This window comes from Streptomyces sp. NPDC093221 (genome assembly GCF_044753885.1).
In the GTDB taxonomy this organism is placed as follows: Bacteria; Actinomycetota; Actinomycetes; order Streptomycetales; family Streptomycetaceae; genus Actinacidiphila.
The window spans coordinates 71,116-83,842 of the sequence record NZ_JBIVOA010000006.1 but is presented as its reverse complement, the minus strand read 5'-3'; the positions used below and the strand labels follow the sequence as shown (position 1 = coordinate 83,842).

The window sequence follows — 12,727 nt, the reverse complement described above, 5'->3', positions numbered from 1 at the left end:
GGGGCGGCGACGGCTCGCAGGTGAGGGCCCGTGCCGAGCGGCGTACGTTGAGAGGGGGCTGATTCGAGCCGCGAATGGACCTGCGATGGACGCTCTTCCGTTTCCGACCGCCGACCCGCCTCACCCCGTGCCGCAGCCGGGGGCCGCGCGTCACGCGCTGCTACGGCTGGTGACGGTCATGCTCGACGGTGACGACGAGCGAGAGGTGCTGTGGGGTGCCATGGCGGCGATCGCCGCCGCCGGCCCCTTCGTCGCCGAAGCGGCGTACGCCGTGCACCATGGCGCGGCGCGGCGCTGCCCTCCACGCCCGGAGCCTGCCTCCGCCGACGCCCGACCGGGGAGCACCGTGGCGCGGGAGCCCGGTGCGGAGCCGAACGGCCGGGCCCCGGCCGAGGCAGCCGCGGAGATGGTGGCCGCCGATCGGCTCGACCGGCGGATCGACGCTCTCGACGGCCGCAGCCGGAATCTGCACCGGGCGGACGGACGGTGGGCGCGGGCCGTCGCGCTGCGATACGGGGACGACTGCCTCGGCTATCTCGTCGTCGGGGGCGCGACCACACCCTCGACCGACGAAACCGCGCTGACGGATCTGCTCGCGCAGCAGACCGGGATCGCCCTGGCACGCCTCAGCCGGCGCCGGGGAGAGCCGGTCGGGGCCCGCTCACACCATTGGCCGGGGATCGCAGGGCCGCCGCCGGCAGAGAGCCTCTCGCCGACTGCCGGCCCCGGCGCGAGCGTCTCCGCCCTGGCCGCACGGCTCGCCGCTGACCACGCGCTCTCCCGGGCCGCTGCCTCGGGCAGCGGTGAGTCGGGAGTCCTGGAGGCCCTGCGCGACCATACGGGATTCGCGGTCCTCACCGAGGACCGCTTCGGCAACCCGCGGGCCTGGGCGGATCACGGCGGGGGCGAACCCTCCGGGCGGCCCGGGAGTGGGCCGCGCCCGGCCCCGGGACACCGGGACCGGGAGGCCCTGATCCGTGACGCGCGCCACCGTCCCGGCGCCGTCCGCGACGGTGACCGGCTGCTCGTCCCCATCGAAATGGCCGGGGAAGTGCTCGGCGTGGCCGCGCTGGTCGATCCTGACCGGCGGGCGACGGAAACGGACTGCTCAGCGCTCGAACAGGCCGCCTTGGTGCTGGCCCCCGCGCTCTCGCACGAGCGCAGACTGGCCGAGTTGGAGCCCCTGCTGCGCCACGGCCTGGTCGACCGGCTGATTTCGGGCGAGACGACCGACGACGACTTCGCCCGGGCGGCGGTCCTCGGCCACGACCTGCACCGGCCGTACAGGGTCGCCGTACTGGAGTGGGCCGGGACGGTCGGCCGGGCCGCGCTCGGCGACGCGGCGGCGCGGGCGGCCCGGCGGCTGCGCCTGAACGTACTCGTCGGCTCCCGTGGCTCGGCCACGGTCGTCCTGGAGCCCCAGGGAGACCGGGGTGCCCCGGAAGGCGCGCTGTACAGGGCCGTCTCGGAGGAGCTCGGCACCGGGGCCGGAGCCATCGGCATCGGCGGCCGCTGCGAGGTCGTCGCCGATCTGCCGCGCTCCTACGACGAGGCCGTCCGCGCCCTCGCCGTCCGCCGCGGTTCCCAGGACCCGTACGGCAGCACCGGCTTCGAGGAGCTGGGCCTGTGCCGCATGCTGGGCACCGGCGAAGGCGAACGGGAAGCCGACCGATTCGTCCGCGAATGGCTGGGACGCCTGCTGGACTACGACTCCCGCCACCGCACCGGGCTGGTGACGACACTCTCGCGCTATCTGGAGAGCGGCGGCAGCTACGACGCGACCTCCGAGGCACTCCACATCCACCGCAGCACAGTCCGCTACCGCCTCCAGCGCATCTGCGAGATCACCGGCCACGACCTCGGTGACGTCGAGACGCGCCTCAACCTGCACATCGCCACCCGCATACGCAATGTGCTCGCACCCTCGCCGTGAGACGCGGACACCGGCGCCGTGATCCGGCCCTGGTGAGCCGGACCGGCGCTGCGGCGCGGCCCCGCATCGCCTGAGCCTGCCTTCTGCCGTGGGGGCGGCTGGCACCAGGCGGCACGGACGTGGCCGGGCAGGAAGGACCGACCGCCCGCCGTCAGCGGCGTCCGCGGTGGTGGTAGCGGGCGGCGACCAGGCTCATCGCGCCCAAGGGGTCGGCGACGACCTGCGAGGCGGAGAAGTAGATGTTGCCGCGGACCTGCGGGTAGCGGGCGCAGAAGTCGAGGTGGCGGGTCAATTCGGCCGGGTCCTGCCAGGCGTCGGGCTGGCCCGCGACCCCGACCTTGTACAGGGCCTCGCCGATGTAGAGGCGCACGTTGGTGCCACGGACGACGTCGGACCACCAGGGGACGAGGGCGGCGTAGTCGGCCGCCGCGAAGCCGATGTTCCAGTAGACCTGGGGAACGATGTAGTCGATCCACTGCTCCCTGACCCACTTGCGGGTGTCCGCGTGCAGGTCGTCGTAGGTCTGGACGCCCGCGGTGGTGGCCGAGCCGAGCGGGTCGGTGGCGGCGTTGCGCCAGACGCCGAAGGGGCTGATGCCGAACTGGGTGCTCGGCCGGATCCGCTTGATCCTGGCGGCGGTCTCGCGCACCAGGCGGTCGGTGTTGTCCCGCCGCCAGGCGTCGCGGTCGGGGAATCCGGCGCCGTACCGCGCGTAGGCGGCGTCGTCGTCGAAGACCTGGCCGGCGACCGGGTACGGGTAGAAGTAGTCGTCCCAGTGGACGGCGTCGATGGGGTAGCGGCGGACGGCGTCCAGCATCGCGTCCTGCACGAAACGTCGGACCTCGGGCAGTCCGGGGTTGTAGTAGAGCTTGCCGCCGAAGGGCACGATCCACTCGGGGTGGAGGCGGGCCGGGTGGGTGGGGGCCAGCTTGGTGACGTCGGTGTCCATCGAGACGCGGTACGGGTTGAACCAGGCGTGCAGTTCCAGGCCGCGGCGGTGCGCCTCGCGCACCGCGGTGCCCAGCGGGTCCCAGCCGGGGTCCTGCCCCTGAGTGCCCGTCAGGTACCGCGACCAGGGTTCGTACGCCGACGGCCAGAAGGCGTCGGCGGTCGGCCGGACCTGGAACACCACCGCGTTGAGCCCCCGTTCGACCGCGGTGTCCAACAGGTCGAGCAGTTCCTGACGTTGCTGGTCGGCGGGGAGTCCGGGGGCCGAGGGCCAGTCGGTGTTGGCGACCGAGGCGATCCACATGCCGCGCAGGTCGCGGCCGTGACCACCGGGTCCGCCGTGACCCGCGCGACCCGGTGCGCCCTGGGGGGCGCGGGAGGGTTCGGCCGCCCGCGCCGCCGAGCCGGGGATGACGGCGGCCAGCGCGCCCGCCGCCGCGACAGTGAAGGTCCTGCGGGTGAGCCGGTCCATCCGTGCCTCCTGATCATCCGTCATGATCCGCCGATGATGGGTGACTTCCGGCGCCGGGGCAACCCGCCGTTCGGTCCACTCCCTCGCGCGGCCCCCGCCGGGACGGAGCGTTGACGACCCCTTCTCGGGCGTCGGCGCGGGCGCTAACATCATGGGAGCGCTCCCACACCTCCTATGTATAGCGCCACCGTCCATCCCCCCACCACCCGCACGCGCGGGCCCGGCGCGGCCCGCGTCCGTACGGAGAGGACGCCTTTCCATGCTCCGCAGACCACTCGCCGCGCTCGTCGCGGCCCTGTCCCTGATAGGCGGCGCCTCCGCGGTCGCCGCGGTCACCGCCACGGCCACCGCGGCCCCGGCCACCGCCGCACCGGCCGCCGTCGCGGACACGTACTCCTGGAAGAACGTCAGGATCGACGGCGGCGGCTTCGTGCCCGGCATCGTCTTCAACCAGTCGGAGAAGAACCTCGCCTACGCGCGGACCGACATCGGCGGCGCCTACCGCTGGAACGAGGCCACCAAGTCCTGGACGCCGCTGCTGGATTCGGTGGGCTGGACCGACTGGAACAGGAACGGCGTGGTCAGCCTCGCCACCGACGCGCTCGCGCCCGACAAGGTCTACGCGGCCGTCGGCATGTACACCAACTCCTGGGACCCCGACAACGGCGCCATCCTGCGCTCTTCCGACCGCGGCGCGACCTGGGCGGCGACCGCGCTGCCGTTCAAGCTCGGCGGCAACATGCCCGGCCGCGGCATGGGCGAGCGGCTGGCCATCGACCCCAACAAGGACAGCGTCCTGTACTTCGCCGCGCCCAGCGGCAACGGGCTGTGGCGCAGTACCGACTCCGGTGTCACCTGGGCGAAGGTCACCGCCTTCCCCAACGTCGGGAACTACGTGGCCGATCCGTCCGACAGCAGCGGCTACCAGAGCGACAACCAGGGCGATGTGTGGGTGACCTTCGACCCGCGCACCGGCACCAAGGGCTCCGCCACGCAGACCGTCTACGTGGGTGTGGCCGACAAGGCCAACACCGTCTACCGCTCGACCGACGGCGGCGCCACCTGGTCCCGGCTGGCGGGCCAGCCCACCGGGTACATCGCGCACAAGGGCGTGCTGGACGCGGTGAACGGCTACCTCTACCTCGCCACCAGCGACACCGGCGGCCCGTACGACGGAGCCAAGGGCCAGGTGTGGCGGTACGCGACCGCGACCGGCGCGTGGACCAACATCAGCCCGATGTCGGACGCGGACACGTACTTCGGCTACAGCGGTATGACCGTCGACCGGCAGCACCCCGGCACGATCATGGTCACCGGCTACAGCTCGTGGTGGGCCGACACCCAGATCTTCCGCAGCACCGACAGCGGCGCGACCTGGACGCGGGCCTGGGACTTCACCAGTTACCCCAACCGCGCCGACCGCTACACCATGGACGTCTCCTCGTCACCGTGGCTGAGCTGGGGCGCCAACCCGTCGCCGCCGGAGGAGACCCCCAAGCTCGGCTGGATGACCGAGTCGCTGGAGATCGACCCGTTCAACTCCAACCGCATGTGGTACGGCACCGGGGCCACCGTCTACGGCACCGACAACCTCACCAACTGGGACACCGGGGCGAAGTTCACCGTCAAGCCCAACGCCAAGGGCCTGGAGGAGACGTCGGTCCAGGACCTGATCAGCCCGCCGACCGGCGCGCCGCTGATCAGCGCGCTCGGTGACATCGGCGGCTTCCGGCACACCGACCTCACCGCCGTGCCCCCGATGATGTTCACCCAGCCCAACTTCACCACCACCACGAGCCTGGACTTCGCGGCCACCAACGCCAACACCATGGTCAGGGTCGGCAACGCGGACAGCGGCGCGCACGTCGCCTTCTCCACCGACAACGGCGCCAACTGGTTCGCGGGCACCGACCCGTCCGGGGTCAGCGGCGGCGGTACGGTCGCCGCGGCGGCCGACGGCAGCCGCTTCCTGTGGGCCCCGTCCGGTACCGGCGTCAAGTACTCGGTCGGCTTCGGCGGTTCCTGGTCCGACTCCACCGGCATCCCGACCGGCGCGGCCATCGGCTCCGACCGGGTCAACCCGAAGAAGTTCTACGGCGTCTACGGCGGCAAGTTCTACGTGAGCACCGACGGCGGAGCGACCTTCGCCGCGACGGCGGCCACCGGGCTGCCCGCGGAGGCGGGCAAGCTCAAGGCGCTGCCCGGCGCCGAGGGCGACGTGTGGGTGGCGGGCGGCAGCACGGGCGGCGCGTACGGCCTGTGGCACTCCACCAACTCCGGCGCGAGCTTCACCAAGCTGGCCAACGTGCAGGAGGCCGACACCATCGGCTTCGGCAAGGCCGCCCCCGGCGCGGCCTACCAGGCGCTCTACACCAGCGCGAAGATCGGCGGCGTCCGCGGCATCTTCCGCTCCACCGACGCGGGCGCGAACTGGGTGCGGATCAACGACAACGCCCACCAGTACGGCGTGACCAACACCGCGATCACCGGCGACCCCCGGGTCTACGGCCGCGTCTACATCGCGACCAACGGCCGCGGCATCATCTATGGCGACACCTCGGACGGCTCCGGCGGTACGACTGCGCCGACCACTCCCCCGACGACCCCTCCCACGACTCCCCCGACCACACCTCCGACGACCCCGCCCACCACGCCTCCCACCACCCCGCCGACCACACCGCCCGGCTCCGGCGCCTGCTCGGTGGCGTACGACGTCACCAATTCCTGGCCCGGCGGCTTCCAGACGTCGGTCACGGTCAAGAACAACGGCTCGGCGGCGATCTCCAACTGGAAGCTGGCCTGGTCCTTCGGCGGCGGCCAGACCATCACGTCGCTGTGGAGCGCGAACTACACGCAAAGCGGCGCGGCCGTGACGGTCACCGCGCCGAGCTACGCGGCGGTGCTGCCCGCGGGCGGCTCCGCGACCTTCGGCTTCACCGGCAGCGCGCCGGGGACGAACACCTCCCCCGCCGCCTTCTCGCTCAACGGTTCCGCCTGCTCCGTGGGCTGACCCCGGCTCCTTCGGCTACGCGCGGGACCGGCACCCGGCCGGTCCCGCGCGTACCGGACACAGGTAACGTCTGTCCGGTACACGGAAGCGGTGCACGGAAGCGGCAGGGGCTGACGAGTGAGTGACATCCAGCGCGTCGGAGTGGTCGGCGCGGGCCAGATGGGGGCGGGCATCGCGGAGGTGTGCGCGAAGGCCGGGCTCGACGTCCGGGTCGCGGAGACCACCGGTGAGGCCCTGGAGCTGGGCCGCACCCGGCTGACGAACTCGCTCGGCAAGGCCGCGGAGCGCGGCAAGATCACCGAGGCTGAGCGCGACGAGACGCTGGGCCGGCTGACCTTCACCACCGACCTGGGCGAGTTCGCCGACCGCGACCTGGTCATCGAGGCCGTGGTGGAGAACGAGCAGGTCAAGATCGACATCTTCCGGGTGCTCGACCAGGTGGTGAGCAGGCAGGACGCGATCCTGGCCTCCAACACCTCCTCGATCCCGCTGGTCAAGCTGGCCGTGGCGACCTCGCGGCCCGACCAGGTCATCGGCATCCACTTCTTCAACCCCGCCCCGGTGCAGCGCCTGGTCGAGCTGATCCCGGCGCTCACCACCGGCAGTGACACCCTCAAGCGGACCGAGGCGCTGGTCACCGACGTGCTCGGCAAGCACGCCATCCGCGCCCAGGACCGCTCCGGCTTCGTCGTCAACGCGCTCCTGGTGCCGTATCTGCTCTCCGCGATCCGGATGTTCGAGTCGGGCATCGCGACCCGCGAGGACATCGACAACGGCATGGAGCTCGGCTGCGCGCACCCGATGGGCCCGCTCAAGCTGTCGGACCTGATCGGCCTCGACACCGTCGCCGCCATCGCCGACTCGATGTACTCGGAGTACAAGGAGCCGCTGTACGCGGCGCCGCCGATCCTTCAGCGGATGGTCGACGCGGGCCGCCTCGGCCGCAAGACGGGCGCGGGTTTCTACCAGTACTGACCGCCTGCCCGTGCTGACCGTCCGCCAGCACTGACCGCCTGCCCGTACTGACCGCCCGCGCCTCAGCGGTCCCGGTCCCCGTCCGGCCGGTCCCCGTCCCCGTCCGGCCAGTCGCGGTCCAGGGCCTGGACGACCCGTGAGGGGGACGGCCGGCCGAGGAGCGCGGTGACGCGGAGCCCCGCGCGCATCGCCGCGTCCAGGTCGACCCCGGTCTCGATGCCGAGACCGGTGAGCATCCAGAGCAGGTCCTCCGTCGCGAGGTTGCCGGTGGCGGAGCCCGCGTACGGGCAGCCGCCGATGCCGCCGACCGAGGCGTCGAAGGTCGTGACCCCGGCGAGCAGTCCCGCGTGCACGTTGGCCAGGGCCTGGCCGTAGGTGTCGTGGAAGTGCAGGGCGATCCGGTCGCGGGCCACACCCGCTTCGGCGACGGCTGCCAGGACCGCGCCCACATGGCCGGGTGTGCCGACGCCGATGGTGTCGCCGAGGCTCACCTCGTGGCACCCGGCGTCGGCCAGGGCCCGGGTGACCTCCGCGACCCGCTCCGGGCGGACCGGCCCCTCCCAGGGATCGCCGAAGACCATCGAGACGTACCCGCGGACCCGGACGCCCGCGGCCAGTGCCCGCTCGGTCACCTTTCCCGCGACCTCGACCGCCTCCGAGCGGCCCATCGCCAGATTGCGGCGCGCGAAGGTCTCGGTCGCGCTGACGAAGACCGCGACGGCCGACGCCCCGGCGTCCAGGGCGCGGTCAAGACCGCGGTCGTTCGGCACCAGGACGGGGTGTCTGCTCAGGTCCGCGCCCGCCTCCCGCAGCGCGGCGAGCACGTCGGCGGCGTCCGCCAACTGCGGGATCCAGCGCGGGGAGACGAAGCTGGTCGCCTCGACCACGGGCAGCCCGGCGGCCGTCAGGTCGCGGATCAGCCGGACCTTGGCCGCGGTGGGCACCCGCGCCTTCTCGGCCTGGAGCCCGTCGCGGGCCCCGACCTCGTAGACCGTCACCCGGTCCGGCAGTCCTGGCGACCGGTGGGCGACGGGCAGTCCGAGCGCGGCCGGTGACCGGGTCACGGCCGGTCCCGCAGTTCGGCCAGGATCCGCTCGGCGGCGTCCGCGCGTACGGACCTGTCCGCGACCATCCGCGCGACGACCGAGTCGATCTCGGCGGCGGTGGCCCCCGCGGTCACGGCCACATTGCGCGCGTGCAGCGACATGTGGCCGCGCTGGATGCCCTCGGTGGCCAGCGCCCGCACCGCCGCGGCGTTCTGGGCCAGGCCGACGGCCACGATGATCTCGGCCAGCTCGCTCGCCGTCTCCACCCCGAGCAGTGTGACGTTGGCCCGCGCCACGGGGTGCACCTTGGTGGCGCCGCCGACCAGTCCGACCGGCATGGGCAGCTCCAGCGTGCCGACCAGGTCGCCGTCGGCGTTCTTCTCGAAGCGCGACATCGCGGTGTAGCGGCCGTCAGGACCGACCGCGTGGGAGTGCGCGCCCGCCTCGACCGCGCGGGTGTCGTTGCCGGTCGCCAGGACGACGGCGGTGACGCCGTTCATGATGCCCTTGTTGTGGGTGGCGGCGCGGTAGGGGTCGGCGACGGCGAACTCGGCCGCGTCCAGCATGTTCTCCACGACGGCGGGGCCGCCGAGCAGGCCCGCGTCGAAGGTCGCCGAGACACGGGTGAGGCGCAGGTCGGCCTTGTTGGTGAGGATGCGCAGGAGGGTCCGCCCTCGGGCGATCTCGGCCGCGCGGGGGGCGATGGCCTCGGCCATGGTGTTGACCGCGTTCGCGCCCATGGCGTCGCGCACGTCGACCACGAGGTGCAGCACGACGTAGGTCTGCCGCCTGCTGGGCACCAGCCGCACGGAGATCTCGCGCGCCCCGCCGCCGAACCGGACCAGCGCGGGGTCCTGTTCGTTGGCGAGCGCGATCAGTTCCCCGGCCGCGGACAGCAGCCGCACCCGCGCGCCCGCCGGGTCGGCGACGTCGAGGATCTGCACCTGCGCCTGCATGAGCGGGACGCTGGACGAGGTTCGGAAACCGCCGTGGTCGCGGGTCATCCGGGCGAGGTTCGAGGCCGCCGCGACGACCGAGGGCTCCTCGGTCGCCATGGGGACGAGGATGTCGCGGCCGTTCACCACGAAGTTGGTCGCGATGCCGACCGGGAGGCCGAGGACGCCGACGACGTTCTCGACCATGTGGTCGGCCTGGCCGAGCGAGAGGCCCCGGTCCGGCGAGAGCGCGTCGAACAGGGCGGGGGGCACCTCCATGGCCTCGGCGGCGCGGGCACGGCGCTGGTCGACGGAGAGATTCCTGAAACCCGACAGACGGCTGGTCACGATGCCATGGCCTTCCTCCGGAAGCGGTCACGGGCGGGAGCGGTGGTGCCGAGGGACGCGCGGGGGCGCGTCCCTCGGGTGCTGGTCACGCTAATGACGGCGCGGAACCCCCCGCTATGGACCATCAGCACGCCGTACGGCACGCTGAGTGTGCGCAGCGCACAGCGGCCGACGGCAGAGGCCGGCGCGGCGCGCGGAGGGAGCGGTCGCGGTGGAGAGCGGAGCCGAGCGAGCGGACCGGAGTACGGCGGACGGCGGTACGGCGGACGGCGGTACGGCGGACGGCGGTACGGCGGACGGCGGTACGGCGGACGGCGGTACGGCGGACGGCGGTACGGCGGACGGCCGCGCGCGGGCGCTGGCGGTGGTCCTGGACGCGGCCGTCGGCGAACAGGCGGTGGACCCCTACCGGCTGGACGGCGCGCTCGCGGACCTCGGCGTGACCGGCGGCGCCGCGGCGGGCGCCGCGGAGCGGCTGTACCGGCTGCGGCGCGACCAACTGCGGCTGCGCCGCCGTGAGCACGAGCTGACCGCCCTGTTCTCCAGCGCCCGGGAGCTGGCCGAGGAGCGGGACGCCGACGCGCTGCTGGCCCGGCTGGTGGAGCGCGCGCACGACATGATGGACTCCGACGTCACGTATCTGTCGGAGTTCGACGCCGCCAGCCTGACGCTGCGGGTCCGCAAGACGGCGGGCTCGGTCAGCCCGCGCTTCCAGCGCCTGGTGGTGCCGCCCGGCCGCGGACTGGCCAGCCTCGTGGTCGAGACCCGCGCCGCGCAGTGGGTGACGCGCTACGAGGACGACTCCGCCGGGTGGCACGAGGACTCGCTGTCCGAGGCGGTCGCCGCCGAGGGCCTGGTCTCGCTCCTGGGCGTGCCGCTGCTCTCCGACGAGGACGTCCTGGGGGTGCTGTTCGTCGGGACCCGTGACGAGCACGCCTTCACCCCCGAGCAGGTCGCGCTGCTCTCGGCGCTCGCCAACCACGCCTCGGTGGTGCTCCAGACCGCGCAGCGGCTCCAGCGCCTCCAGCGCTCGCAGGAGGAGGCGCGCGACGCCCTGGAGCGGTTGAGGGAGCACCTGGTCGAGCGGGACCGCGCCAACGCGGTGCATCAGCAGCTCATCCGGTCCGTGCTGGAGGACAGCGACTTCTCGCCGATCGCCGAGAAGCTCGCCGAGGCCCTGGACCGCGCGGTGGCCGTCGTGGACGAGTACGGCGAGGTGATCGTGACGGCCGGGCGCGCCCTGTCCGCCGACGAACTGCGCCGCGCACCCGTCGCCGAGGCCGTCCGGGCCAGCCATGACTCGGGCCGCTGCGTCCTGGTCGAGGACGGCGGGGACATCGGGGCGGTCGCCGCCCTGACGACCGGCTCGTACTACTTCGGCGCCGTGCTGCTCGGTACGGGCGGTTTCCCGCTCAGCTCCGTCGACCTGCGGACCATCGAGCGGGGGGCGCAGGTCGGCACGCTCCTGGCCATGCAGCGGCAGGCCGTGTCCGACGCGGAGCACCGCAGGCAGGGCGAGTTGCTGGCCGATCTGCTGGACGGCTCGCCCGACCGCCGTCGCGACGCGGTGCGCCGGGCCAAGCGGTTGCGCGTCCCCGTCCAGGACCTCGACACCCTCGTGCTCTTCGCCGTGCCGGGCGAGCACCGGCCGCAGGCGACCCGTACGCTGCTCGGTCCGCTGCACAGCCGGGCGCTGGTGGGCGAGTACGGCGGCCATGTCGCCGTCGCCCTGTCGTCCCGGCAGCCCGGCGTCACGGTCCAGCGGCTCCACGACCAGCTGCGCGCGGCGCTGTCGGTCCCGGTCCTGTCGGTGAGCGCCGCCGCGTCCGGCGACCTGCCCACGGCGGTGGTGACAGCGCAGCGCACCGTCCGGCTGCTCCAGGCGCTGGGGGCGGGCGACCTCGCGGCGCGGGCCGAGGACTACCACCCCTACGCGGCCGTCTTCGAGCCCGACCCCGCCGCCCTGACCGCGTATCTCGACACGATGGTGGGGCCGGTACGGCGCTACGACGCCGAGCACGGTACGGATCTGCTCGCCACCCTGCGCGCCTTCGTGCGCAATCAGTCGAGCCCGACCAGGACCGGCCGGGAGCTGGGCTTCCACACCAACACGATCCTCCAGCGGATCGAACGGCTGACCCGGCTCCTGGGCGAGGGCTGGCGCGACGACGAGCTGTTCTTCCGACTGTCGCTCGCCGTCCGGCTCGACGAGATCGCCGAGCGGCTGCGCCGCCTCTAGGGCGTGTCCGTACGCACCCGGCCCCGGGCGAGTACGCGATGGTCGGCGTCCAGGGCGCGGACCCGTACGCCGTCGGCGTCCTCGCGTCCGACCAGGATCACCGGCCGGTCGACGAACGCGGGCGAGACCGAGCGCACCGAGAACTCGCGGACCGTGCGGCCGGGCAGTGAAAGCGTCGCGAAGTCGAGCAGGAGCATGCGCATCAGGGGGCCGTGCACCAGCAGGTCGGGCAGGCCCTCGACGTCCTGCGCCCAGGCCCGGTCGTAGTGCACCCGGTGGGTGTTGAAGGTCAGCGCCGAGTACCGGAAGAGCTGCCGGCTGTCCAGGGTCGCCCGCCGCGACCAGTCCCACTGCTCGGCCTCGCCCGCCGGTACGTCGGCGGGCGCGGCGGCGGGGTCGCTCGCAGGCAGGAACACGTCGTGCCAGGTGCTCGTGACCGCGACGGCGCCGTCCACCAGGTAGCTCCGCTCGATGTCGGCGAAGACCAGCTCCCCCGCCCGGCCGCGCTTGCGGGTCACGGCGCCGAGCGCGGTGCGCTGCTCGACCGTGTCGCCGTAGCGCAGGGGCCGCAGGAAGCGGGTGTCCTCACCGGCGTACATGCGCCGGGGCAGGCCGGGGTCGGGCACCGTGCCGTCGCCGCCGGGCGAGCCGTCGGGGCGCAGGTCGGCGAAGGCCGCGTCGAAGGGGAAGTAGATCCCCTCCCAGCCCGGGGGAAGCGGCTCGCCGGGGACCGGCTCAGGGGCGCAGGGCGCGAAGGTGGAGCGATACGCGGCGGCGGGCCCGGTCAGCAACGGCTCGCGGCGGACGGCCTCCTGACCCAT

Annotated in this window: 8 protein-coding genes; 4 read left to right on the top strand and 4 right to left on the bottom strand. The window is 73.4% G+C overall.

What is annotated here, in order from left to right; all coding sequences use genetic code 11:
- The first annotated feature begins 85 nt into the window (after positions 1 to 85).
- Positions 86 to 1,933: a helix-turn-helix domain-containing protein gene (locus ACIQCJ_RS23435; protein WP_402712407.1), complete on the top strand. Its 1,848-nt coding sequence runs from the start codon at positions 86 to 88 to the stop codon at positions 1,931 to 1,933.
- 151 nt (positions 1,934 to 2,084) lie between these two features.
- Here the strand turns inward: ACIQCJ_RS23435 and ACIQCJ_RS23430 are convergent, their stop codons facing one another.
- A complete protein-coding gene (locus ACIQCJ_RS23430; RefSeq protein ID WP_402712543.1) occupies positions 2,085 to 3,353 on the bottom strand; it encodes a glycoside hydrolase family 10 protein in 1,269 nt (422 codons plus the stop codon).
- 259 nt (positions 3,354 to 3,612) lie between these two features.
- On the opposite strand from ACIQCJ_RS23430, the gene ACIQCJ_RS23425 reads away from it, so the two are divergent.
- A complete protein-coding gene (locus ACIQCJ_RS23425) occupies positions 3,613 to 6,363 on the top strand; it encodes a cellulose binding domain-containing protein (protein ID WP_402712406.1) in 2,751 nt (916 codons plus the stop codon).
- 117 nt (positions 6,364 to 6,480) lie between these two features.
- A complete protein-coding gene (locus ACIQCJ_RS23420; RefSeq protein ID WP_355332800.1) occupies positions 6,481 to 7,338 on the top strand; it encodes a 3-hydroxybutyryl-CoA dehydrogenase in 858 nt (285 codons plus the stop codon).
- A gap of 62 nt (positions 7,339 to 7,400) precedes the next feature.
- Here the strand turns inward: ACIQCJ_RS23420 and ACIQCJ_RS23415 are convergent, their stop codons facing one another.
- Both ACIQCJ_RS23415 and ACIQCJ_RS23410 read right to left on the bottom strand, forming a co-directional pair.
- Positions 7,401 to 8,402: a hydroxymethylglutaryl-CoA lyase gene (locus tag ACIQCJ_RS23415; protein WP_355332803.1), complete on the bottom strand. Its 1,002-nt coding sequence runs from the start codon at positions 8,400 to 8,402 to the stop codon at positions 7,401 to 7,403.
- Complete coding sequence (locus tag ACIQCJ_RS23410) at positions 8,399 to 9,667, bottom strand: hydroxymethylglutaryl-CoA reductase, degradative (RefSeq protein ID WP_402712405.1); 1,269 nt, start codon at positions 9,665 to 9,667, stop codon at positions 8,399 to 8,401. Before ACIQCJ_RS23410 ends, ACIQCJ_RS23415 begins: the two co-directional genes overlap by 4 nt.
- A gap of 211 nt (positions 9,668 to 9,878) precedes the next feature.
- Here ACIQCJ_RS23410 and ACIQCJ_RS23405 point away from each other — a divergent pair, with 211 nt between their 5' ends.
- Positions 9,879 to 11,906, top strand: coding sequence for a helix-turn-helix domain-containing protein (locus ACIQCJ_RS23405; protein ID WP_402712404.1), 2,028 nt, complete (start codon positions 9,879 to 9,881; stop codon positions 11,904 to 11,906).
- On the opposite strand, the gene ACIQCJ_RS23400 is transcribed toward ACIQCJ_RS23405, so the two are convergent.
- Positions 11,903 to 12,727, bottom strand: coding sequence for a hypothetical protein (locus ACIQCJ_RS23400; RefSeq protein WP_402712403.1), 825 nt, complete (start codon positions 12,725 to 12,727; stop codon positions 11,903 to 11,905). The genes ACIQCJ_RS23405 and ACIQCJ_RS23400 overlap by 4 nt on opposite strands.